This is a genomic window from Serratia sp. PL7 (assembly GCF_945957435.1).
In genome coordinates, this window is record NZ_CAMFLB010000010.1 from 102,950 (window position 1) to 126,780 (window position 23,831).

18 protein-coding genes are annotated in these 23,831 nt (G+C 52.3%); 8 read left to right on the forward strand and 10 right to left on the reverse strand.

Annotated elements, in window-relative coordinates; all coding sequences use genetic code 11:
* Positions 1 to 9: 9 nt before the first annotated feature.
* On the reverse strand, positions 10 to 774 hold the full coding sequence (locus N6G83_RS31030) for an electron transfer flavoprotein (RefSeq protein ID WP_211136428.1): 765 nt from the start codon (positions 772 to 774) through the stop codon (positions 10 to 12).
* A 361-nt stretch (positions 775 to 1,135) separates the two neighbouring features.
* Between N6G83_RS31030 and N6G83_RS31035 the strand changes: the two genes are divergently transcribed.
* Entirely contained in the window at positions 1,136 to 2,020 is an 885-nt protein-coding gene (locus N6G83_RS31035; RefSeq protein ID WP_024528720.1) for an AraC family transcriptional regulator, read from the forward strand.
* A gap of 70 nt (positions 2,021 to 2,090) precedes the next feature.
* Here the strand turns inward: N6G83_RS31035 and N6G83_RS31040 are convergent, their stop codons facing one another.
* The 7 genes from N6G83_RS31040 to N6G83_RS31070 all read right to left on the reverse strand — a co-directional run bounded on the left by N6G83_RS31040 (position 2,091) and on the right by N6G83_RS31070 (position 10,361).
* Entirely contained in the window at positions 2,091 to 3,242 is a 1,152-nt protein-coding gene (locus N6G83_RS31040; RefSeq protein ID WP_024483672.1) for an acyl-CoA dehydrogenase, read from the reverse strand.
* Positions 3,243 to 3,255: 13 nt separating this feature from the next.
* Positions 3,256 to 4,851, reverse strand: a complete 1,596-nt coding sequence (locus N6G83_RS31045; protein WP_199061366.1) for an acyl CoA:acetate/3-ketoacid CoA transferase — start codon at positions 4,849 to 4,851, stop codon at positions 3,256 to 3,258.
* Between the two features lie 178 nt (positions 4,852 to 5,029).
* Complete coding sequence (gene aroD / locus N6G83_RS31050) at positions 5,030 to 5,782, reverse strand: type I 3-dehydroquinate dehydratase (RefSeq protein WP_199061365.1); 753 nt, start codon at positions 5,780 to 5,782, stop codon at positions 5,030 to 5,032.
* Between the two features lie 76 nt (positions 5,783 to 5,858).
* Positions 5,859 to 6,725, reverse strand: a complete 867-nt coding sequence (ydiB, locus tag N6G83_RS31055) for a quinate/shikimate dehydrogenase (RefSeq protein ID WP_065683860.1) — start codon at positions 6,723 to 6,725, stop codon at positions 5,859 to 5,861.
* Between the two features lie 62 nt (positions 6,726 to 6,787).
* On the reverse strand, positions 6,788 to 8,023 hold the full coding sequence (locus tag N6G83_RS31060; RefSeq protein WP_024528716.1) for an MFS transporter: 1,236 nt from the start codon (positions 8,021 to 8,023) through the stop codon (positions 6,788 to 6,790).
* A gap of 579 nt (positions 8,024 to 8,602) precedes the next feature.
* Positions 8,603 to 9,811, reverse strand: coding sequence for an MFS transporter (locus N6G83_RS31065; RefSeq protein WP_024528715.1), 1,209 nt, complete (start codon positions 9,809 to 9,811; stop codon positions 8,603 to 8,605).
* Between the two features lie 193 nt (positions 9,812 to 10,004).
* Positions 10,005 to 10,361, reverse strand: coding sequence for a YdiL family protein (locus N6G83_RS31070; RefSeq protein ID WP_021805556.1), 357 nt, complete (start codon positions 10,359 to 10,361; stop codon positions 10,005 to 10,007).
* Between the two features lie 350 nt (positions 10,362 to 10,711).
* Here N6G83_RS31070 and N6G83_RS31075 point away from each other — a divergent pair, with 350 nt between their 5' ends.
* From N6G83_RS31075 to arsC, 3 genes are read left to right on the forward strand one after another with little or no spacing between them, the layout of a single operon-like run.
* Positions 10,712 to 11,062 (forward strand): transcriptional regulator, encoded by a 351-nt coding sequence (locus N6G83_RS31075; protein ID WP_024528714.1) that lies wholly within the window; start codon positions 10,712 to 10,714, stop codon positions 11,060 to 11,062.
* A gap of 53 nt (positions 11,063 to 11,115) precedes the next feature.
* Positions 11,116 to 12,405: an arsenic transporter gene (locus tag N6G83_RS31080; RefSeq protein WP_211135722.1), complete on the forward strand. Its 1,290-nt coding sequence runs from the start codon at positions 11,116 to 11,118 to the stop codon at positions 12,403 to 12,405.
* A 12-nt stretch (positions 12,406 to 12,417) separates the two neighbouring features.
* Complete coding sequence (gene arsC / locus N6G83_RS31085; protein ID WP_211135721.1) at positions 12,418 to 12,837, forward strand: glutaredoxin-dependent arsenate reductase; 420 nt, start codon at positions 12,418 to 12,420, stop codon at positions 12,835 to 12,837.
* Positions 12,838 to 12,876: 39 nt separating this feature from the next.
* Here the strand turns inward: arsC and N6G83_RS31090 are convergent, their stop codons facing one another.
* Positions 12,877 to 14,409, reverse strand: coding sequence for a DHA2 family efflux MFS transporter permease subunit (locus N6G83_RS31090; protein WP_211135720.1), 1,533 nt, complete (start codon positions 14,407 to 14,409; stop codon positions 12,877 to 12,879).
* 3 nt (positions 14,410 to 14,412) lie between these two features.
* A complete protein-coding gene (locus tag N6G83_RS31095) occupies positions 14,413 to 15,582 on the reverse strand; it encodes an EmrA/EmrK family multidrug efflux transporter periplasmic adaptor subunit (RefSeq protein WP_211135719.1) in 1,170 nt (389 codons plus the stop codon).
* 498 nt (positions 15,583 to 16,080) lie between these two features.
* Here N6G83_RS31095 and evgA point away from each other — a divergent pair, with 498 nt between their 5' ends.
* The 4 genes from evgA to gadC all read left to right on the forward strand — a co-directional run bounded on the left by evgA (position 16,081) and on the right by gadC (position 23,571).
* Positions 16,081 to 16,695, forward strand: a complete 615-nt coding sequence (evgA, locus tag N6G83_RS31100) for an acid-sensing system DNA-binding response regulator EvgA (RefSeq protein ID WP_024528709.1) — start codon at positions 16,081 to 16,083, stop codon at positions 16,693 to 16,695.
* Positions 16,696 to 16,699: 4 nt separating this feature from the next.
* The gene (locus N6G83_RS31105; protein ID WP_260524081.1) at positions 16,700 to 20,296 is read left to right on the forward strand and encodes a transporter substrate-binding domain-containing protein; all 3,597 of its coding nucleotides are present in this window, start codon (positions 16,700 to 16,702) and stop codon (positions 20,294 to 20,296) included.
* A gap of 233 nt (positions 20,297 to 20,529) precedes the next feature.
* A complete protein-coding gene (locus N6G83_RS31110; protein WP_260524082.1) occupies positions 20,530 to 21,930 on the forward strand; it encodes a glutamate decarboxylase in 1,401 nt (466 codons plus the stop codon).
* A 102-nt stretch (positions 21,931 to 22,032) separates the two neighbouring features.
* Positions 22,033 to 23,571 carry a glutamate:gamma-aminobutyrate antiporter gene (gadC, locus tag N6G83_RS31115; protein ID WP_074030721.1) on the forward strand — a complete coding sequence of 513 codons (1,539 nt, stop codon included), beginning with the start codon at positions 22,033 to 22,035 and terminating at the stop codon, positions 23,569 to 23,571.
* Positions 23,572 to 23,831 lie beyond the last annotated feature (260 nt).

Consider the following 23,831-nt stretch of genomic DNA (forward strand, 5'->3'; position numbering starts at 1 on the left):
AGTCGTGGGTTAGTTCAGCACTTTTTTCAGATGGTCCGCCAGCTCGGCAATGGCTTCCGGCGAGTCGTTTTCCAGAATGATGCGTTGGCGCTGTTTCTGCGGCGGTACGGTGATCTCGACCAGCTCGGCCAAAGGCGGCGTCTGGCTCCAGGCGATATCATTGGCTTGCCACTGATTGACCGGTTTTTTCCCAGCGCCGAGGATCGCCTTCATTGTCGGAATGCGGGGAACGTTAATATCTGAGGTTACGCAGATCACCGCTGGAAGCGGCAGTTCAAGCACTTCTACTTCTTCTTCGAGCGTGCGCTCAACCAGCACACGGTCACCGGCAAACTGGATTTGGCTGACGGCATTAACGGTAGGGAGCTGTAAGATCTCCCCAACCAACAGGCCCACCTGTTGTGCATACAAATCCCCGGAACCTTCACCAAACAGCATCAGGTCAAAGCCGATTTTATCTGCGGCGGCGGCCAGTGCGTGTGCGGTATCCATCGGCAGCGCGTTTTCCAGTTGCGCATCCTGCACCAGATAAAGCTCATGAGGGCCGCGCGACAGCACGTCCTTACGCACCTTGGAGTTTTGCAGCAGCGAGCCGCCCACGCAGAGCGCGGTAATCTGATCGTTCTCGGTGGCCAGTTGGGTGGCAGCCTCGATCGCATTCAAATCGAACTGGCTGATTTTGGCTTCGGCGTGATCGAAATCGAGCGTACGTTGTGCGGTAACCACAATATCTTGCTCTTCGGGGACCAGCTTAAAGCAGGTTATTATTTTCATGATATCTCCTGTGGGGCGCTCGCTGGCGGCAGAGAGCGTTCTATCAGCGGAAAGGACAAAAAGCATGACAATATATTGCGAGTGCGCAGGGGGATTTACGACTGGATAATCTGTTTTTGTTGCTAACAATCTTGCAAAAAAATGGCTAACAACGGATGGATTGCCGTGCGGGAAAATGGTTTGCCAGTGAGTAAGGTAAGCCGGCGGCACGAACGTCGTGATTTTATTCTCGTGCCATCTTGCATGCGGGGCAAACTATCTTGTTTTAGTCGTCTGGGCTCATATTGTATATTGTTTTCTGTCGCTCTATTTTAGCCACTGATCATTTTGCCAAAGCCAACTGTATTGTGTGGAGGTTGCCATGTTTCAGCGCTGTTTCGATAATAAAAAAGAAGCCCTTTTTGCGCAGGGGATGACGCCAAAACTCTCGCGGTTCGTCATCAGTGACGATCCCAACTGGGAGTCTGGGCATCATGTGCATAATGATGAGAGCGAACTGATTTACGTTAAGCAGGGGGTGGCCAGGCTGGTCATCGACTCCTCTTACTACGTGGCACACGCTGGTGATATCGTGGTTATTGAGCCTGGCCGACTCCATGCGGTAGCATCTGACTGCACCTCTCCGGCTACCACCTATACCTGTGCCGTCCATGGCTTCAAGTTTCAGGGCTGGGAAGAGAATCAGATTTTACAGCCTCACTCCTGCCCGGTAGTTTCCGTTGGGCAAGGGGGAGAGGTGATAAAAACGATCCTTCATGAACTCGGCGTGAGGCTACCCCAGCAGAAAAACGAGTTAAGCTCATCGATTTACGATGCTTATGGTTATGCCCTCACCGCACTGTTTTATGAGAACTTTAAAAACGCTTACCGTTCAGAGTTGGGATACATAAAGAAAGATGTGCTGGTGAAGGATGTACTGGTTTATTTGAATAATAACTATCGTGAAAAGATCACTCTCGAACAGTTAGCTAAAAAGTTTCGCGCCAGCGTCAGCTATATTTGCCATGAGTTTGCCCGCGAATATCATATATCACCGATTAATTACGTTATTCAGCGCCGGATCACCGAGGCCAAGTTTACGCTGACCAATACCGATAATAGCCTCAATGAGATCGCCTGGCGGGTAGGGTACGAAAACGTCGACCATTTTGCCAAATTATTTATGCGCCATGTCGGTTGTTCCCCAAGTGATTATCGTAAACAGTTCAATAATAACTTGGCAGAACCGGCGTGTTTGCCGGGTTGAATTAGCTGGTGGTTTATTGATAACTCGCCAGGAGGTTGGCTTATTGGCTGCCTCCTGGCGTTTTATTACCTTATTTGCTCTGGTAGTCTTTCAGGATCTGGCGGCCAGCAATATAAATCATGATTTCATCGGTGCCACCGCCAATCCTTTCGCAGCGCACGTCACGCCAGAAGCGGGAAACGCGAGCCTCATCCGTATAGCCCAGCCCGCCCATGATCTGGATGGCGTCATCAATCACTTCCATCGCCGTACGGGCGCAGTGGAGCTTACACAGCGCGGCACTGGTGCGCAGTGACTGTTTTTGATCCGCTTGCCAAGCGACTTTCATCACCATATTACGCATGTTGTCGACCTTGATCGCCATCAGCGCCAACTTTTCCTGGATCATCTGGTTATGGCCGATCGGCTTGCCGAAGGCGATACGCTGGTTGGCATAACGGGCGGCATCTTCAAACGCGCACTCGGCGAAACCGGCGCTGCGTGCGGCGTTGATCAGGCGTTCCATTTCAAAGTTGTACATCACATTGAGGAACCCCATGCCTTCTTCACCCACCATATCGCTCTCATCCACCTCAACGTTATCGAGGTAAACTTCGCAGGTGCTCAGCATGTGCCAGCCGATCTTGTGCAGCGGATTGACCTTAATGCCCGGCTTGTTGGATTCCATCCACCACAGGGTGAAGGCCTTCTTCGGATCTTTGGGCTCAGGATCGCGCGCCAATACCAGCATGTACGGGTATTCTTTCGCACCGGTGATAAAGGTTTTTTGCCCGTTCAGATACACCTTGCCGTTTTTACGGGTGTAAGTGGTGGTCGCGGCGCTGTTGTCCGAGCCCGCGCCCGGTTCGGTCAGGGCCAGCGCATAGGCCGGATCGCCGGTGGCCAGCGTGCTTTCTGCCGTCTTGCGCAACTGTTCGGCCGAACCGAAACGGCGCATGCTGTGAATACACTGGCCATTGGTGATCAGGAACGCCGGTGCGCCACATTTGGAGACTTCCATCAGCGCCAGCATCTGGGTGACATAGTCCGCCGGTATGCCGCCGAACTCTTCTGGCACACCTAACAGAGAAATACCGCTATCGGCGAGCGCGCGCATAAACTCGGTAGGGTAGGTTGAGGTCTGATCGCAGGTGCGGAAATACTCTTCCGAAAAGTTATTGCCGATCAGTTCCCGAATACTGGCAAGCAGCAGTTCCTGCTCCTCAGTTAAAGAAAAGTCCATAGCCTTACTCCTTTTAATATACCGCTTCAGGTAAAGTGAAACCCATTACGCCGTCGATAAACAATCTCTTGTCCATCAGTGTTAACTGCGGGGAAATAACCGGGGCGAAATCCATTTTTGCCAGAATGTCTTTTTCCAGATCCACTCCGGGGGCAATTTCAACCAGGTGCAGGCCATCAGCTTTGAGCGTAAAGACGGCACGTTCGGTGATGTAACGCACGTCTAATCCCCGCTCGAGCGCGATTTTGCCGCTAAAGGTGATTTCCGGTAATTGCTTGATAAATTTTTTGACGCGTCCTTCCTGCACAATATTCAGCTTGCCGTCGGTGATGTCGGTTTTTAAACTGCCGGCGGTGAGGGTGCCGCAGAACACAATCTTTTTTGACGTCGCGCTGATATCGATAAAGCCACCGGTCCCCATGATTTTGCCGTTGAATTTATGCACGCCAACGTTGCCCTGTTGATCTACCTCGGCAAAGCTCAGGTAACAGACATCCAGCCCACCTCCGTGGTAGAAATCGAATTGGGAGGTCATATCCAGGATGGCTCGGGTGTTGACGTTCGCACCGAAGGCCACACCCTGAGAGGTAATGCCGCCGATGGGGCCAGTTTCGACCGTCAGCACGAAATCATCGGCACACCCCTCTTCGCGGGCGACCAGGCCGATGCCGTCGGCAATGCCCACCCCAACGTTGCCCACCGCCCCTTTACGCATCTCAAATAGTGCACGTCTCGCTACCAGTTTGCGCTGGTTAAGGGGCAGGGCGATTTGGGTGCTGTCATCAAGCACGAAATCGCCGGAAATAAAGCGGTTTACCGGGGCGCCACCATACAGCTGCGTCTGCTGTGGATCGACCACCACGATATCAACCAGATAGCCAGGGATACGCACCGATTTAGGGTGCAGCGTCCCCTTCTTGACCATCTTTTGCACCTGCATCATCACGATGCCGCCGTTGTTGTGCACCGCCTGCGCAATCACCAGTGCGTCCAGATACATCACCTCGTCTTCGAACGAGGCATAACCTTCGCTGTCGCAGGTGGTGGCGCGAATAAAGGCGACGTTGGGCGCAATGGCCTTGTAGTAGAGATATTCCTGGTTATCGATCTCGACCAGCTTGATAAGATCTTCTGTGGTCACCTCATTGAGTTTGCCGCCTTGCTGGCGCGGGTCGACGAAGGTACCAATACCGATATCGGTTAAAATCCCCGGCTGGTGCGCCGCTGCGGCCCGTAGGGTCTGGGTTAACACGCCTTGGGGATAGTTGTAGGCCGCAATTTTGTTCTGCTCGGCCAGATCGGAGATGCGTGGGGATTGTCCCCAATGCCCGCACAATGCCCATTTCACCAGCCCAACCTGTGCCAGCGGGCTGATGCCGCGATCGGCCCGGTCACCTAACCCTGTCGGGCTGATTAATGACAGGTCACGCGGGGTTTGCGTGGTTTGATATTTCTCTGCCAGCGCGGTAATTAAGGTGGTGGCCTCCAGAATACCGCCACCGGCCCCTAATACGCACAAGGTGGCTTCGTCAGGAATATAATTTACCGCCTCTTGTGCCGATAATACCGGGACTCTGCCATTGATTCTTTTCGGTTTTACCAGATCCATAACTACTCCTGTTGATGACCGATGCATTTATTTTATTTTGCGGGCAACTCAACCCGCACGCAGGCGTGCGGATACCGCAATTAAGCTGTATTAAAATTGAATGCTCTTTTTAGTGACTGGTTTTATTTTGCGGGAATACAATTATTCCCGCCGACAGTAATATCAGTGCACCACTGAATTAATGCAGTATCGTTAATATGGTGCGTAAATCCGTGACGGAGATTTGCCCTGGCGCGGAGGCTTTCTTGACCGCGCCAAAGGTGGCCGCTGAGCCGAAGGTTTCGCCCGCTAACCGGGACACAATGCCGGTTTTGGCCATCGACATGGTGATTATCGGCCCGTTGGCATGTTTTTCGTGCATTTCCAGCGTCGCGGCCAGCAACGTCAATACGTCACTCTTGTTTTGCGGCATCAGGGCGATTTTCGGAATATCGGCTCCCAATTCCTGCATTTTGCACAGGCGCTTGACGATTTCCTCCTGCGGCGGCGTTTTATGGAAATCATGATTCGACATGATGACTTTAACGTTCTTGGCGTGGGCATGGGCCACGGCCTCTTTGACCAGTTCGTCACCGGTAAACAGCTCCAGATCGATCATATCGACCAGGCCGCTGTCCACCGCAGCCAGATTGAGCGCGATATAGGCCTGTGGGGGCAACGCCTGCTCACCGCCTTCCTGGGCGCTGCGGAAGGTGAACAGCAGCGGCTTGTCGGCAATGATCTCTTTGATCTGACGTGCGGCGGCTATCACGTTGCTGAGCGTGGCGACATCCTCAAAATGATCGACGCGCCACTCCAGAATATCGAAATCGGCGTGACGATAATCCTGCGCTTCAGCCACCACACTAGGGATATCTTTACCCATCAGCGAGACAATGATTTTTGGCGCGCCTTCGCCGAACACAATGTTTTTTACGGTTATGGTTTTCATTTTTACCTTTTGCATGCTCTTTTGCCGCAATCAATAAGGTGGTGATTCAAGCCCATCACCACGCGCTACGGGAATGCTACGCCTCGAATCCCATCACCTGCTTAACGTATTCCAGTGGGAAATCCTTGCCAGTCCACAGCTTGAACTGTTCGGCGCCTTGCCATAACAACATGCCGTAACCGTCCACCGTTTTGCAACCTGCCTGTTGGGCCATTTGCAGCAACTTGGTCATGTGCGGGTTATATACGCACTCCGTCACCAGCAGTTCCGGGCGCAGCAGGGTGATGTCGCTGACGATACTCTCGTTTTCCAGCGGCTTCATCCCGACCTTGGTGCCGTTAGTCAGGATGTCCGCGCTGGCGATGGCGCGGGCAAACGCTTGCTGGTCTGCCAGATCGGTCACGGTCACTTTACAATCGGTGTTATCGTTGACCCGTTTGGCAAAGGCGAGCGCCTGATCAAAGAACTCGTCCTTACGATTAAACAGCTTGATCTCTTTGATGCCTTCAACGGCCGCCTGCGCGCCGATAGCGGTAGATGCGCCACCCGCGCCGACCAGCACCATGGTTTTACCCTTGATATCAAAACCGGTTTCCTTGATGGCCCGAATATGCCCGGTGCCGTCGGTGTTATAGCCGCGCAGGTAGCCGTCGTCGTTGACGATGGTGTTGATAGCACCAACCAGTTTGGCCGCTGGCGTTAATTCATCGACATACTGACAGGCAAACTGCTTGTTAGGCATCGAGACGCCGGTGCCGCGCATTTTTAACGCCTTCAGCCCTTCAATCGCGCTGGCGAAGGTGGTGGTATCGACTTCGAAAGCCATGTAGGTAAAAGGTAACCCGACTTTTTCCAACGCTTTATTTTGCATCTCTGGCGATAAGCTGTGTCTGATCGGATAGGCCATCAGCCCGATAAGCTCATATTTTGCGGTTACATCCATTCTAAACTCCTTGTCTAACCATGTTCGTGTGGGGCGCAAACCTGCGTAATCGTTGTTTTGGGTTATTGGAAAAAGCGCTCGCCCAATCGCAGGTCACTTTGCGGGACTTTGAATACTCTGTAATAGCGAATGAAGACGATGATGGCGGTAACAAATGCCAGCAGGGCAAAGGCAATATCCAGCAGGATGATGTATTGCAAACCAATGTTGGAGAGGTAGCCGGTAATCAACGGGATCAAGAAGTTGGCTAACCCGCCCATCATCATATAAACGCTGGTGACCTTGGCTTTGCTTTTCGGGAAAAACTCCGACATGACGGAGACGCCAAGCTGCAATATCCCACCGGCGGCAGAGAAACCAATCGCAAAGGCGCCAAGGTTACAAACCAGCGGTGAGGGATACAGATAGATAATGGTTGCCGCGATCACCGAGACGCCGGCGTTAAACACGTTGGCCCATACCGGGCGCACGGTGCTTTTTAACAGCAGGGCGAAGATAAACACGCACAGCAGCGAGCCAAGGCTATACCAGGAGATGGTTTTCAGCGCATCGGCCTCCGCCATACCGGCAAATGCCATTGCGTATTTCGGCATCCAGACCACGATCACGTAGAAGGTAGAGAATGCAGCCACGCCGAAGATAACGGACGAGACACCCTCCAACCAGGCCAGCGGCTTACTGTTCATCTGCGGCAATTCTTTAGCCACGGAGGCATCAACCAGCTGGCTGGGGAACTTGCTTTTAAGCAGCAGTAACGTGATGAGGACGAACAAGATCCCCGGGATAACCATCGCGTAGCCGTACCAGATGTGGCTGACCAGCAGGTAGCTGACCAGCATCGGATAGAACATCTGGCCGAAAGAGACCATGGCTTTCACCAGGATCACCGCCGAGCCGGAAGTCTTGGGATAGCTCTCCATCAGGGCAGGATAGCCGCCGGTATCAAGCGCCGCATTGGCAACGCCAACGCAAACCGCCAGGCCAAAGGCGACAATCAGATTAGGGCTGGCCGGGATGCCAAAGAAGAACAGAATATACAGGGCGACGCCGATCAAAATGGCGGCGCGGCGGCCAAACTTATCCGATATCACGCCAAAGAACAGAATGCTGACTAGTCGACCCAACCCAATACCGGATATCAGGTAGGCAATGCCCGCGTTGTCGGTGCCGAACTTCTCGGCCAGTGGGGTCATGTTTTGTGCCAGCGTAATGACGCTGGCACCGTGGAGAAAATAACTCAAATAGATACTGATGACCGCTAACAAAAATGGCGCTTTGAAGGCCTTGCTCTGGCTCATACTGTTCTCCGCTTGTCGCTAATTTTTACGTTATCTAGATCCAGGGGACTTGTTGTTCTGGTGGCCTTTCTTTTTCATCAATCATTAATCATTGCGGGAAAGTAATGGGTGAAAATATCCCGATAAGTCACGCTGCGGTAAATAACTTGGGTCATGGATAACCGCCAATACACCGGCAACCTGACGTGTGCTGAGTATAGGTAATGCAGTAGGTGATAAATACGTAATATGCCGTTTTAGTTTTCAACTTTATTGCAGACAAAGATGCTGAGGCGGCGTTTGATGGTGTTACTGAATTGTGCCGAAATTTCGCCGGCTAAATTAGGTCTGGAGGACTGTTATCAGGGGCTGGCCATTTAGGAGCGACGTATACCTACGGTAATTAACAAGCTATTTACTTTGTCTGGGTGGCAGCCACTAGCGGAATACTGTCTCATATTGCACGGGGGCATAATAATATTGTATCTGGTGTGGGGTAGAGGAATAACAGCACATTCTTCAACCGGCTCACTATACGTAGGGGCGCTGCATGCAGCGCCCGTTTAACGACATGTTTGGGGTGAGGTTAAAACTGTGGGATCAGTTGATCACTTGGGCTATCTTGAAGGGATTGTTGGCCTCTTTATGGCTACGGTAGCCAATGAACAGCGCCAACAGAAAGCCACAGGCCGCGATACCGGTATCGAACCACATAATGTTGGCGATACTGGTTTCGGAAATCTTGGCGGTAATCAAAGGAATGGTGAATGTTGCCAGGCTGCCGGCGCTGTAATAAATGCCGGTGGCTTTGCCTTTCGCGTGGGGAAGGCGGGTCGCCATCAGCGTCAGCCCTAGTTGCATGACCCCACCTGCGGCAGAGAAGCCGATAACAAAGGCGAAAACCATCACGACGTACATGTTGGGATACAGGCAAACGGTGAGTAAGGTAATGAAGGAGATAAAGGTATACAACATCAGAAAGGTGGTTGATTTAAACCTTTTCTTTACCAGGCCGGCGGTGATGAACACGCACATCAATGATCCGATGGTGTAGATGCTCAGCAGCTTGATCGACATCGTATAGCTCATACCCGCCACAAACTGCCCATACTGCGCCAGCCACTGGCTGATCAGGTAAAAGGTGGCCATGGCGATATAGCCATATAAGGTATAGCTGATGAGATCCACGATGGAACAGTGATGGTTTTCATCTGCATTTTTATCGGTCCTGGTGGCTATGCGTTGCACCGGGTGAGCGGGGAATGGGCAGCGCAGCAGGAACAGGCCGTTGAGCAGCATAATGCCAGCAGCGATCAGGAAGGACCAGCCAAACCAGACCTCGGCCCAGACCAGTAGGCTGATGACCATCGGTAACAGAAACTGGCCGCCGGAGACAAAGGCTTTAATCAGGATATTGGCGGTGCCTGGCGACTTGGGGAATGCCTCCATCAGCGTAGGGTAGGTGCCCGAGTCGAGAAAACTGTTGGCAACGCCGGCTAAAAAACCAAATACATAAGCGATAATAATCGTGGGGCTGAGAAGAATGCCGAAAAAGAAGCCTAAATAGCACAGGATCCCCAGAAAAATAAAGGGCCTGCGGCCAAAACGATCGGATAACATGCCGGTGATTAATAACACACTGAGCCTGCCAATGCCCAAAGAAGAGATGACGATCGAGATGCCAGCGGCATCGGTGTGCCATTGTTCTGCCAGATAAGGCATATTCAAGCTGATTAATATTACCCCCATACCGTGCACCAGATAATTCAGATACAGCCCCAAGGCTGTTGGTACATACTTGTTTTCCATAGGTTGTTGCTCAGAAACTCGTTCATAATAAATTATTCGTGCCGGGAAAAACGGCTGGGCACGAGATTGTTACAGGCGTTAGCCTGCTGTCAGGGGTGATAGTCAGTCAAAACGATGGGCAGGTGGTGTTGATAAACCTTCCTTATATAATCCCGTCAAGGTTAACGAGCGCGATGTGTCCTATTAGTTTGGGTTAACATAGCCGCTCTAGATCATAAGCATAAAGCTGTGCGGCGACCGACTGATAAATTTTCCATTCCAGATAATCACCTTGGGCATAGACAGCCAGGAAGGACGCATAATCGGGGAAGAAGCGCATGGTGTTATTACCAATGCGATTGTTGATCTTGTCGATGATGGCGTTGATGTGGTTTTTTCTTTTTTTAATCATTTTTGTGAATGTATCAATAATAGCGGCCGGTATTTCACTTTCACCACGCTCCCATTGCTGCCATGTAGCTAAATTGTTGTCAGGTGAAATATAGGTCGCACATTCTTCGACCGTCATAAAAAAAAGCTGACGCAGTGCCTGCAGTTCTAAATGATTCATGATGACGCAGATCCACGTTAGAGAAAACCATGCAGAATAAATAGCATTATTGGGCTTTTTTCGTCTTGAACAGGCTCACACTATTGGGTGCAATATTATTTGTTGCCGGGGTGTGAATATATTACCGCATTATGGCTTTTAAATTGGCTTAAATGTGAAGCCGTATTGCCGGACGCATCGGGTGGTCAGGGGGCTTTCTGGCCACCGTTGCTACGCGACGTATCGACACAACGTTGACCGCTTTCTGGGGCAAGGGAAGAGAGAAAATACACATATGAAAATTCAAATGTGTCATTGACTTGAAAGCGCCTGCGGGTATGCTTTATCCACCGATCGTAACGGAGAGACCGATGACCCTGACTTCCTTGCAACTGTTCAAAATCCTGTCGGACGAAACCCGCCTGGGTATCGTGTTGCTGCTCAAACAGTTGGGTGAACTGTGCGTGTGCGATCTTTGTACTGGGCTGGAAGAGTCGCAACCCAAGATTTCACGCCACTTGGCAATGCTCAGAGAGTGCGGATTGCTGCTGGATCGTAAGCAGGGGAAGTGGGTGCATTATCGTCTTTCCCCGCATATTCCTGCCTGGGCAGCCCTGGTTGTTGAACAAGCCTGGTTGAGTCAACAGGACGAAGTCCACACTATGGCACGTAAGCTGGCAGCGGCGAATTGCTCCAGCGAGGGTAAAACCCTGTGTAGCTAAATTTTTTGTGCAAACACATATGAAAATACATATATAAATGTGAGGTGGTAAGTATGTTATTGGCTGGGGCGATATTTATCCTGACCATTGTGCTGGTGATCTGGCAGCCGAAAGGGTTAGGGATTGGGTGGAGTGCCACACTTGGCGCGGGATTGGCCTTGCTCACCGGCGTGGTGCAGATTGCCGATATCCCAGCGGTATGGAATATTGTCTGGAATGCTACGGCGACCTTCATCGCCGTGATCATTATCAGCCTGTTGCTTGATGAGTCTGGTTTTTTCGAATGGGCTGCGCTGCATGTCTCCCGCTGGGGAAACGGGCGGGGGCGCCTGCTGTTCACTTACATCGTTTTACTAGGCGCAGCCGTGGCGGCTTTGTTTGCCAACGATGGTGCAGCGCTAATCCTTACCCCCATAGTAATAGCCATGCTGCTGGCACTGGGATTCAGCAAAGGCACCACGTTGGCGTTTGTCATGGCTGCCGGGTTTATTGCTGATACCGCCAGTCTGCCGCTGATTGTGTCCAATCTGGTCAATATCGTTTCGGCAGACTTCTTTGATCTGGGGTTCACGCAATATGCTTCGGTGATGGTGCCTGTTGATATCGCTGCGATTATCGCGACGTTGGTGATGCTGCATCTGTTCTTTCGCAAGGACATTCCGCCGACCTATGATCTCGAACGACTGAAACAACCGGCGCAAGCCATTAAAGATCCGGCCACGTTCAAAACTGGCTGGGTGGTATTAATCCTGCTGTTGGTGGGTTTCTTCGTGCTGGAGCCGCTCGGCATTCCGGTCAGCGCTATTGCTGCCGTGGGGGCGATGATCCTGTTTGCGGTGGCCAAAAGAGGTCATGCCATCAACACCGGGAAGGTGCTGCGCGATGCGCCCTGGCAGATCGTCATTTTCTCGCTGGGGATGTATCTGGTGGTTTATGGCCTACGTAATGCCGGATTAACGGAATACCTTTCCGGCGTACTGAACCTACTGGCGGATAATGGCTTATGGGCCGCCACGCTTGGCACTGGCTTCCTGACCGCATTCTTGTCATCCATTATGAACAATATGCCAACGGTATTGATTGGCGCGCTGTCCATTGAGGGGAGTGCTGCGTCAGGGGTGATTAAGGAGGCCATGATTTACGCCAACGTTATTGGCTGCGATCTGGGGCCCAAAATCACGCCGATTGGCAGCTTGGCAACGCTGCTCTGGCTGCATGTGTTGTCGCAGAAAAACATGACGATCACCTGGGGATATTATTTCCGTACCGGAATCATCATGACCGTGCCCGTGTTGTTGGTCACGCTGGCGGCCTTGGCGTTACGTCTATCCATCACTTTGTAGCGAGGAACATCCATGATCACGATTTACCACAACCCTGCCTGCGGCACTTCGCGTAATACGCTGGCGCTCATTCGCAACAGCGGTACAGAGCCAACGATCGTCCATTATCTGGAGACACCCCCCAGTCGCGCTGAACTGGTGAAACTCATTGCAGACATGGGGATCAGCGTGCGGGCCTTACTGCGTAATAACGTGGAACCCTACGAGCAGTTAGGGCTGGCAGCAGACGTCTTCACCGACGAGCAACTGATCGATTTTATGTTGCAGCACCCGATTCTGATTAACCGGCCGATTGTAGTGACGCCGCTGGGGACCCGCCTATGCCGCCCCTCCGAAACGGTGCTTGATATCCTGCCCAATCCGCAAATAGGGGCATTGGCCAAAGAGGACGGCGAAAAGGTTGTTGATGGCTCCGGTAAACGGATCAAGTAAATCAGGAGGCGCGTCAGCGCCTCTCTATGTTCCCGTTTATCACCCCGTCTTGGCCGTATTAAACGGGGGTTTGGCGAACCACACCAGTAGGGTCAGCATCAGGAACACCCCGGCAGAGAGATAGAAAATATCGTTGGCCGACATCAGCAGGCTCTGTTGGGTAATTTGATCGTTGATATAGGTCGCGGCTTGCTGCTGATTGAACCCCAGATTTTGCAGATGGTGATCCAGGTTGATCGCCGCCGGGTTGAATGGCGTCACTGACTGCGTCAGTTGCGCATGGTGAAATGACTCCCGGTGGCTCCACAGGGTCATGGTGAGTGACGTACCGATCGAGCCAGATAACGTCCGGAAAAAGTTGCTCAGGCTGGTGGCCGCAGCGAATTTTTCTGGTGCGAGCCCTGACAATGAAATGGTGGTCAGCGGCAGGAAGAAGCAAGCCACGGCGAAGCCTTGCATCAGCTGCGGCAGCACCACGGCAGTAAAATCAATCGCCGGATTAAACGTCATCGCACGCCAGTAGTAGCAACCGGCATACACGATAAAGCTAAAGGTCACCAATACCCGCATATCAACACGATCGCCGTAGCGGCCAATCAATGGCGCGATCAGCAGCGGCATCAGCCCGATGGGAGCATAGGCCAGCCCTGCCCACACCGAGGTGTAATCAAACACCGTCTGTAGCAGCTGCGGCATCAGCACAATGGCTCCGGCATAAATCAGATACGCGCAACTGGTACACAGGACGCCGATGCTGAAGTTACGTGAGCGGAACAGGCTCAGATCGATGATCGGGTTATCGTTGGTGGCTTCCCAGATAATCAGCAAAATCAGCGCGACCACGGCGATCACGGCCAGCACTATCACGGTGGTAGAGCTAAACCAATCGAGGTCTTTGCCTTTATCCAACATGATTTGCAGGCTACCCACACCTAGCACCAGCAGGCTCAGGGCGAACAGGTTGATTTTTACCGGCTCGGTGGGTGTTTCTCTTCCTTTCAGCATCCATGCGGTAATGGCAACGACGATGATACCGAATGGAACGTTGATTAAAAATATCCAGCCCCAGTCGTAGTTATCGCAAATATAGCCGCCAATAATCGGGCCAAAGATAGGGGCGATAATCACCGTCATCGACCACAGCGCCAGCGCGATATTACGCTTCTCCGGCGGGTAGTTACGCAGCAGCAGGCTTTGCGATAGTGGGATCAACGGGCCTGCGACCAATCCCTGAATGACGCGGAAAAAGATCAGCATATCGAGATTGGTGGAGAACCCGCAGCATAGCGACGCCAGTGCAAACAACGTCACCGAAGCTAAAAACAGCTTACGCTCGCCGAACCGTTGCGCCAGACGCCCGGTTATCGGGATGGAGATCGCATTGGCGACGCCAAACGAGGTGATCACCCAGGTTCCTTCATCCGTAGAGGCACCCAGGAACCCGGAAATGGTGGGAATGGCGACGTTGGAGATGGTGGAATCCAACATCTGCATAAAGGTCGCCATCGATAGCGACAGCGTCACCAGGATCAATGACCAGCCTTTTAACGGCAGCAGTGTGTTGTTGCTCATAAGTCACATCGCATTGGCTTTGATGATGTCTTGGATTTCCTGGTCGATACTGGAGGTATCGAGCACCAGCGCCTGGCTTTGGTAAGCCGGTTTCTGGCGTTGGGTGGTAGATAGGGCAGGGCCATTGGTATTGTTTTCGCGCAAGGTCACCGTGGTGGATAAGCCAATCCGCAGTGGGTATGCCTTGAGCTGTTCCGCATCCAGGGTAATACGCACCGGCAGGCGTTGAACCACTTTGATCCAGTTACCGGTGGCATTCTGCGCGGGCAGTACCGAGAACGCGCCGCCGGTCCCCATATTGATCCCTTCAACCACGCCGTCGAACACCACATTGCTGCCATACAGATCGCTCACCACGCTAACCTTTTGCCCAATGCGCACGCCGCTGAGCTGGGTTTCCTTGAAGTTGGCGTCAATCCACAGCTGATCGGCCGGGACGATGGATAATAAGGCCTGGCCAGCGCTGAGCGTTTCGCCCACCTGCACATTGCGTTGAGCAACATAGCCGGTCACCGGGCTGCGAATTTTGGTGCGCTGTAGCGCGAGCCAGGCTTCGCGCATTTGTTCTGCCGCCAACAGGATGGCCGGCTGCTGTTCAAGCGTGGAGTTCTGGATCAGGGTACGATTGCTGCGATATTGCTCGATAGCGACGTCCAGCGCCGCTTTGCTGCTGCTAACGGCATTACGTGCATGTTGCAGGTCTTCTTTTGAAAAGGCCCCCGCTCCCATCAATTGGGTACGGCGCTGATAATCGGCCTGCGCTTGCTGATAAGCGATTTTAGCTTGGGCAATATTGGCATTATATTGTGCGTCGTTGACATAGATCTGTTTGGTTTTTCTCACCGTTTCCGCCAGCTTATTTTTGACTTTTTTAAAGTTGAGGTTGGCATCGGTATCATCTAAATTGACCAAGACATCCCCTTGCTGGACTAAATCGGTATTGGTGTAATTCACGCTGACCGCGCTACCGTTAACCTGCGAAGAAATAGTGACCTGATTGCCCATTACATAGGCATCATCGGTGCTTTGCACATTGCGCGAATTGAAATACCACCAGGTTGCACTGGCCATAGCCGCAATAACAATCACCATTAGAAAAATGAGCAGCCATTGCTTTCTTTTTTCTAATGGTGTTTTCACCGGGTTACTGTCTGGCTGCGGTAAATGTGGCATGGAAAAACCCTTGCTTGTCTGTTTTAGGAGCAATAGCAAACCATTACGCTGCTGTGGGTAATAAGCTCAGCGCGTAATTTATTCATTGAATGGCTTGGTTAATCACCTTCAGCTTAAAGCGGCATAGGCTTACGGGAAGAAACGCTGAAGGTTCGTAGTGATTATAAAAGCGGGCGTTGCCGTAACACAGCAGAGACATCGGAAATCGTTGCAGGCAGCGTCCTACAGGTGAAGTCCACCCCGCAGCTACAGGAGCAGGGAGTGGGGGCTGAATGTGCCACAGATTGACTTCTGCACCTGACTTCGGCTCCGTACAGCACCCTCTCACGGTGTGAGAGGGGGGCCAAAAGCGAATTAGAACTATAAACAGGGTTATGCTATAAGCTCGTAGATAGCTTGAAATCCTTAAAATAGAGCGTGAGCGAAGAAACATCGCTGACCAACGCTGCCCGTGTTTTTTATATGACCCAGGAAACGACAATGAGTAAAACCAAGTCTTTGAGCGCCGTAATTGTGGACGACCATCCTCTGGCTCGTATGGCGATCAAGAACCTGCTGCAAAGTGAAGGCATCAGCGTCATTGGCGAGGCAGGGGATGGGGCAGAGGCGCTGCTACAGGTGGCGCAGCAGCAGCCAGACGTGGTGATTGTCGACGTCGATATTCCCATCATGAGCGGCATTGAGGTGGTTGAAAAGCTCAGAAAGCAGCAGTTCAGCCAAATCATTATCGTGGTCTCCGCCAAAAACGATCTGTTCTACGGCAAGCGTAGCGCGGATGCCGGGGCCAATGCTTTTATCAGTAAAAAAGAGGGCATGACCAATATCATCGCCGCGGTGCATGCTGCCCAGAATGGCTACAGCTATTTTCCTTTCTCACTGAACGGTTTTGTCGGCAGTCTTTCTTCGGAACAGGAAATGCTGGCATCGCTCTCCAGCCAGGAGATCAAGGTGATGCGTTCCCTCCTCAGCGGTGCAGATAATATGCAGATTGCGGCGGCGATGTTTATCAGCAATAAAACGGTCAGCACCTATAAAAGCCGTTTAATGGAGAAGCTCGGCTGTAGCTCGTTGGCCGATCTGTTTGCTTTTGCCAACCGTAATAAAATTGGGTGAAGGCATGTTAAAACGGGCGCTGGGGTTTTGGCTGGTTTTGCTGTTTCTGATGCTGCCTGCACGGGCGGTGAGCAATGGGCCGATCACGTTAACGCTGGCGAGTAACCACCTGGTCACGCCTCCGGCCATCTACTTGGACCATGATGACTTTATCTGGCTGGCGCAAAAGCGCAGTCTTAACATAGCGGTGTATGGTGTTGAATCCCAACCGTTGAGTATGAATAGCGTCACCGGGCGCTATTGGGGGATGAATGCGGATTATCTTGCGCTGCTGAGAAAGACTCTGAATATCGGTGTGAACATCAAGCTCTACGCCGATGAGCAACAGGCATTGGCAGCACTTCTTGCGGGCCGTGTCGATCTTGTTCTCAGTACGCTCGGTGGGATTAGCCAGCCAAAGGCTCCCGTTATTGCCAGCTTGCCGTTGGTGCAAGGCTATCCAACTCTGGTGACCCGGCTTGGCGAGGTGATGAAGCCGTTTCACGATAATAGCGACAGAGTCAGGATAGCGATCTCCCGGGATTTTCCACCAAAATCATTTATTAAACAGTCTTTTCCTAACGCCAGCATCACTTCTTTTGCCAATGAATATCAGGCGTTGACCTCGGTTGCCAGCCATCATAGTGATTACTTTATCGGTAATAACATCACCGCCAGTTTTATTATCGCGCGCGATTTCTACCAGACGCTGGGAATGGTGAAGTTCTGGCGAGCGCCGAAAAGCGGCGACGTGCTTATTGCGCTCGATAGCCAACGGCAATTGATCAAGATTGTCGACAGCTTTATCAGTTCACTGACCGAACCTCAGCACAGCCAGATTACTCAGTCCTGGATTGATATGGGGAACCTCAGCTTTTTAACCAAAGAGCTGGTTCTTACCCCACAGGAAACTCGCTGGCTGGAAAAACACCGCAAATTGCGTGTAGTGATTAACCCCTATTACGCCCCGTTCAGCATGGTGGATGAAAACCAGGAAATACGCGGGATCGTTGGCGATATCCTCAATCTGATCCAGCTGCAAACCGGCTTGACCTTTGAACCGGTGATTGCCAATTCCAATGAAGAGATGGCCAGGATTATGCTAAGTGGTGATTGGGATATCCTGTCCTCGGCCACGTACAGCCCCGAGCGGGAAGAGCAGGCTGCCTTTACTCATCCGTTTTTGGCTACTCCTTTTGTGATCGTCACCCGCGTTACGGCCAAGCAGAGCGAAACGTTGAAACCGGGCATGAAAGTGGCTATTCCGGCTTACCACTCGCTATCGGAAAAGCTAAAAGCCAAATATCCGGGTGTGCAATGGGTCGTGGTTGAGAATACCGGCGCGGCGCTGAGCATGCTGGATCGGGGGGAAATTGATGCGGTGGTATCCACACAGCTCGCCTCGCGCTACATCATCGATCACTATTATCCCAATCGGTTGAGCTATTTCCGTATTCCCGACGAGCGCACCGCCCAGATCTCCTTTGTCATTCCACGTGGCTCGCAAGAATTACAAAGCATTCTGAACAAGGCACTCGACGATATTCCCCCCAAAGAGCTGATGAATTTGGCCGGGAAGTGGGTAAAAACCCCCGAAGTGAAAATTGATACCTGGAACCTTTATAATCGGCCTTTTTACCTGGTGATTGTTCTGGCGACGCTGCTGGTTGTCAGCAGCTTGCTGTGGGGAGCCTATCTGCTGCGGGCCATCCGTAAAAGCAAAGAGGCACAGGCTGCGCTGGAGTATCAGCTCGGTTTCCGCCAAACCTTATTCAACTCGATCCCCGTGCCGGTGTACGTTATTTCGCTGGAGGGCGAGCTCGAAAGCTACAACAGTGCCTTCGGGGCCTTCTTCACCCCCGAGTTACATGCCGCGATGCATCACTCATTGTTCGATCGCCGTAACCCGCTGGCAGACATTTTCGCAGCGCTTCAACCCGATATCCAGCAAGGGCTGCAAGTCAACCAGGTTATCCCTCATCAACTGGTGCTGAATAATGGCACGGAAGAACGCCTGATTTTGCACTGGCTAACGCTGTGCCAGCTGCCCGCCAACACGCCGCCGACGCTGACTTGCGGTTGGCAGGACATTACCGAATCCAGGCAACTGATGGAGGCGTTGCAGGTGGAGAAAGACAAGGCCATCGATGCCAATCGGGCCAAGAGCACTTTCCTTGCCAGCATGAGCCATGAGATCCGTACGCCGGTGAGTGCGATTATGGGGTTCCTTGAGTTACTGACCACCCATAGCCAAAGTCCGGAAGCTGAGAAAGAATCTATTCAGTTGGCTTATTCCACTGCTCAGTCACTACTCGGCCTGATTGGCGATGTACTGGATATGGAAAAAATTGAGTCTGGTAACTTTGAACTGGCGCCAGAATGGGTGGATCTGGCCTCGTTGTTAGCAACGACGGTCAGTAGTTTCGAAGGGGTAGCCACGCAGAAAAACCTGCGGCTGTCGGTCGATTACCACCTGGAAAAAACTCAGGCGCTGTGGCTCGATCCGCAGGCAGTGAAACAGGTGCTGGCCAATCTCCTCAGTAACGCCATCAAATTTACCGTTGAGGGAGGGATCGAAGTGATAGCGCAAACGCACGCGCAGGGCACCGATCAAACTCGCTTGACGCTGAGCGTGAAAGATAGCGGGGCAGGCATTAGCCCGCAGGAACAGCAACACCTGTTCAAGCCCTTTAGTCAGACCAAAGGGGGCAAACAACAGACCGGATCGGGATTGGGTCTGACGATCTGCCGTGAGTTGGTTGAACGCATGGCCGGTACCATAGAGATGGTAAGCCAGCCGGGCAGGGGCACCATCATGACGGTGACGCTCACCACCGCGGTTACGGATCTGGATAAGGTTACCGCCGTGTCATTCACACCGAAATCGCCAGTCAGTGGCCCAAAAGCGCTGAGGATTGTGATTGCTGACGATCACCCGACCAACCGGCTGCTGCTTCGTCGTCAATTGGCTACGCTTGGCTATCGGGTCGATGAGGCCATTGATGGTGTGCAAGCCCTGGCCTTGATCGGGGCTAATCCATACGATCTACTCATCACCGATCTCAACATGCCTAATATGGATGGCATCACGCTGACCTGCCGGGTGCGAGAATTCAATCGGGACATCATTATCTGGGGGCTAACCGCTAACGCACAGGCCGAAGAGAAAGAGCGCTGCCTGGCGATGGGCATGAACCTGTGCCTGTTTAAGCCAGTGGATTTACCGCAGTTGGAAGCGGCGTTGCAAAGCGTAGCGGGGCCTTCGCAGGCCGCTCCCCTCAGCGAGTTTGTCGATATGGCTACGCTGCAGGCACTCAGCTTGGGTGACAGCGCCCTGATGCGCCAGATGCTTGAACAGTCGCGCCTGGAAAATGACAAAGATTTGGCGGCGGCGAGCAAGGCACTCCAATTACAGGACTGGCCAACTCTGCAACGCCATTTACACCGCATTAACGGTACGGCTCAGCTGCTGGGGGCCAAGTCATTGCATCTGCTTAGTGAAGAACTGGAAAATGCGCTGGCGGCACAACAGCATGAGGCGGTGATAGAAGAGGGCATGCGCGAGCTGGAACAGTTGCTGCAGGGGCTGAATGCAGCCATTGAGGCATTTTCCCGTCCATAGGTATATTCATACCCAAGGGCGCAGTCTGCTGCGCCCCTTGATATAAGCCTACAAGTGTAGTCCCGCACCTACAGTAATTACCAATCCCTCTCATATCTTCGAAACGATGCCTGTTTTAATATCCTTATCAAGTTTTGCGGCGAACGTAGCGTTCAAATAATAACGCTATTTATGCTGCCTGATATCGCGAATTTAATTCTTGATTAGTAGGTCTATATTAAAAGGTTATTATTATGAATAAGGCAAATAACACCCCGGCTTATAATGAAAATGATGATGTTTACGCGTCCGTAGATTTGGCGGGTAAATTACCTAAGTCAACCTTCCCCATTACCGAGCGTAATCCACGTAACGTCTTTAATGCCATCCGTGATGAACTGATGCTGGACGGTAATTCCCGCCAAAATCTGGCGACATTTTGTCAGACCTGGGTGGATGACGAAATTCGCGAACTGATGGATTTGTCTATCGACAAGAACATGATCGATAAAGACGAATATCCGCAAACGGCCGAAATTGAAGCTCGCTGCGTCAGAATGCTGGCCGACCTGTGGAATTCGCCAACGCCGGAAACCACCCTTGGCTGTTCAACCATCGGTTCCTCGGAAGCCGCCATGTTGGGTGGGCTGGCGCTGAAATGGCAGTGGCGCAAAAAGCGTGCTGAGCAGGGGTTGCCTAGCGATAAACCAAACCTGATTTGTGGCCCAGTGCAGATCTGCTGGCACAAGTTTGCTCGTTACTTTGACGTAGAACTGCGTGAAATCCCGCTGGAAGGCGAACGTCTGATCATGAACGCGGAAGAAGTGCTCAAGCGCGTTGACGAAAACACCATCGGTGTCGTGCCAACGCTGGGCGTGACGTTCACCTGCCAGTACGAGCCGGTGAAAGAGGTCAGTGATGCGCTGGATCGCCTGCAGCAGGAAACCGGCCTGGATATTCCGATGCATATCGATGGTGCCAGCGGCGCTTTCCTGGCTCCATTCTGCTCGCCAGAACTGGAGTGGGACTTCCGTCTGCCACGGGTGAAATCCATTAACTCATCCGGTCATAAATTTGGTTTGGCGCCGCTGGGTGCAGGCTGGGTGGTATGGCGTGAAGCGGCGGATTTACCTGAAGAGCTGATTTTCAACGTCAACTATCTCGGTGGCAACATGCCAACCTTCGCGCTGAACTTCTCACGCCCCGGTGGCCAGATCGTTGCGCAGTATTACAACTTCCTGCGCCTTGGCCGCGAAGGCTACGCCAAAATCCACAGCGCTTGCTACGCCACGGCTCAGCATTTGGCGGCCGAGATTGGCAAGTTAGGGCCGTTTGAAATCCTGTTTGATGGTGACAGCGATAAGGGCATCCCGGCGCTGGCGTGGAAATTGAAAGACGGTGCGGCGATAGGTGGTTATACCCTTTACGATCTGGCGGAAAAACTGCGCGCTCGCGGTTGGCAGGTTCCGGCCTATTCGATGCCAACACACCGTGAAGATCTGGTAATTCAACGCATCCTGGTGCGCCACGGCGTGAGCTACGACCTCGGTTGCCTGCTGATCGAAGATATCAAAAGGGCGCTGATTGAATTCGAGAATCACCCTGTCATCAACCCAGTGTCTGCGCAACAAGGCAGCGGGTTCCATCACGGCTAAGGCCAGGGTTTTATTATTTCGGGGCGGCGCTGATGCCAGCCCCGCTTTTTTCCCCACCAATATTCGCTGGAAAGAGTAACCTCTTCCTGCAGGAGAATCGTTATGGCGAGCACAGAAAAAAGCGCCGCTCCAAAACAATTAACGTTGTTAGGCTTTTTTGCTATTACCGCATCTATGGTGATGGCGGTTTATGAATATCCGACCTTTGCAACCTCGGGTTTTTCTCTCATCTTCTTCCTGCTGTTAGGCGGGTTCTTATGGTTTATTCCCGTCGGTCTATGTGCCGCCGAGATGGCGACCGTAAAAGGGTGGCAGGAAGGCGGGGTATTCACCTGGGTGTCTAAAACTTTGGGTGAGAAATGGGGCTTTGCCGCCATCTCTTTTGGCTATCTGCAAATTGCCATAGGTTTCATCCCTATGCTCTATTTTGTGCTGGGGGCGCTGTCTTATATCCTCAAGTGGCCTGAACTGAACGAAGACCCGATCGTTAAAACCGTCGCTGCATTGGTCATCTTGTGGGGATTGGCTTTCACCCAGTTCGGTGGTACCAAAAACACCGCGCGTATTGCCAAGATTGGCTTCTTTGCCGGCATCCTGTTACCGGCGGCTGTCCTGGTGATCCTGTCCGTCAGCTATCTGCATTCTGGTGCGCCGTTGGCCATCGAAATGAACGCCTCTACTTTCTTCCCAGACTTTACCCAAATGGGCACGCTGGTAGTGTTCGTGGCGTTTATCCTGAGCTATATGGGCGTTGAAGCCTCGGCGACTCACGTCAACGAGATGAAAAACCCAGGCCGGGATTACCCGCTTGCCATGCTGCTGCTGATGGTTGCGGCGATTTGTTTAAGTTCTGTCGGCGGGCTTTCTATCGCAGCGGTGATCCCACATGGTGAAATCAACCTTTCTGCGGGGGTGATGCAAACCTTCAGCGTGTTGATCTCGCACTTCGGTCCGCAGTTTGAATGGGCTGTGCGCGTCATTGCTGCACTGCTGCTGTTGGGCGTGTTGGCAGAAATCGCCGCCTGGATTGTTGGCCCGTCTCGCGGCATGCTGGTTACCGCACAACAAGGGATCTTGCCTGCTCGCTTTGCCAAAATGAACAAGAATGGTGTGCCTGTCGTACTGGTGATTTCTCAGTTGGTGATTACCTCGATTGCGCTGATTGTCCTGACTAACACCGGGGGCGGCAATAACATGTCCTTCCTGATTGCGCTGGCGTTGACCGTGGTGATCTACCTGTGCAGCTATTTCCTGCTGTTCCTGGGCTACATCAAACTGGTACGCAAACAGCCGGAAAACGAACGTGTCTTCAATATTCCGGGGGGCAAAATGGTCAAGCTTGCCGTGGCTACTATTGGTTTGCTGATCTCTGCGGTTGCCTTTGTGGTTTCGTTCTTCCCGCCTTCAGGTCTGGCTGGGGTAGAAGCCAACCATATGTACGTGACTATGCTGGTGGTGTGTTTCCTGGTGGTAGTGGCTATCCCGTTCATTATCTATGCGCTGCATGATAAACGCCTGAAGGCGACCAACCTCAAGCTGGTGCCTGTAAGCACGGATTCTGCGCCAGAAGGGCATTTCTTTATCCACCCGCGTGCACGCTCCTCGCACCATATTTTTGTCGATGACAAGCAAGTGCATTAATCATTATTTGACCAAGCACTGAATCACCAGGCAGGTTGCGGTGGGTAATAACCCACTTCAATCTGCTTTTTTCGTTTAAGGGAGGCGAAATATGCTGCAAATTGCTTCCTGCACCTGACTCTGACCCTGTATAGGGGGTAACAGAGGGCGCCAGCTAACCATTGATTATCCAAATGGGCGCAGCATGCAGCGCCCCTTTGAGTCTGGCCGTTGATGCTACAGATCGCCTCCCATACTTGACTACAGCGCCGTATCAGCTC

Coding starts and splice junctions, on each gene's coding strand:
- N6G83_RS31030 (WP_211136428.1), bottom strand. CDS start 774: ATGAAAATAATAACCTGCTTTAAGCTGGTCCCCGAAGAGCAAGATATT.
- N6G83_RS31035 (WP_024528720.1), top strand. CDS start 1,136: ATGTTTCAGCGCTGTTTCGATAATAAAAAAGAAGCCCTTTTTGCGCAG.
- N6G83_RS31040 (WP_024483672.1), bottom strand. CDS start 3,242: ATGGACTTTTCTTTAACTGAGGAGCAGGAACTGCTGCTTGCCAGTATT.
- N6G83_RS31045 (WP_199061366.1), bottom strand. CDS start 4,851: ATGGATCTGGTAAAACCGAAAAGAATCAATGGCAGAGTCCCGGTATTA.
- aroD (WP_199061365.1), bottom strand. CDS start 5,782: ATGAAAACCATAACCGTAAAAAACATTGTGTTCGGCGAAGGCGCGCCA.
- ydiB (WP_065683860.1), bottom strand. CDS start 6,725: ATGGATGTAACCGCAAAATATGAGCTTATCGGGCTGATGGCCTATCCG.
- N6G83_RS31060 (WP_024528716.1), bottom strand. CDS start 8,023: ATGAGCCAGAGCAAGGCCTTCAAAGCGCCATTTTTGTTAGCGGTCATC.
- N6G83_RS31065 (WP_024528715.1), bottom strand. CDS start 9,811: ATGGAAAACAAGTATGTACCAACAGCCTTGGGGCTGTATCTGAATTAT.
- N6G83_RS31070 (WP_021805556.1), bottom strand. CDS start 10,361: ATGAATCATTTAGAACTGCAGGCACTGCGTCAGCTTTTTTTTATGACG.
- N6G83_RS31075 (WP_024528714.1), top strand. CDS start 10,712: ATGACCCTGACTTCCTTGCAACTGTTCAAAATCCTGTCGGACGAAACC.
- N6G83_RS31080 (WP_211135722.1), top strand. CDS start 11,116: ATGTTATTGGCTGGGGCGATATTTATCCTGACCATTGTGCTGGTGATC.
- arsC (WP_211135721.1), top strand. CDS start 12,418: ATGATCACGATTTACCACAACCCTGCCTGCGGCACTTCGCGTAATACG.
- N6G83_RS31090 (WP_211135720.1), bottom strand. CDS start 14,409: ATGAGCAACAACACACTGCTGCCGTTAAAAGGCTGGTCATTGATCCTG.
- N6G83_RS31095 (WP_211135719.1), bottom strand. CDS start 15,582: ATGCCACATTTACCGCAGCCAGACAGTAACCCGGTGAAAACACCATTA.
- N6G83_RS31105 (WP_260524081.1), top strand. CDS start 16,700: ATGTTAAAACGGGCGCTGGGGTTTTGGCTGGTTTTGCTGTTTCTGATG.
- N6G83_RS31110 (WP_260524082.1), top strand. CDS start 20,530: ATGAATAAGGCAAATAACACCCCGGCTTATAATGAAAATGATGATGTT.
- gadC (WP_074030721.1), top strand. CDS start 22,033: ATGGCGAGCACAGAAAAAAGCGCCGCTCCAAAACAATTAACGTTGTTA.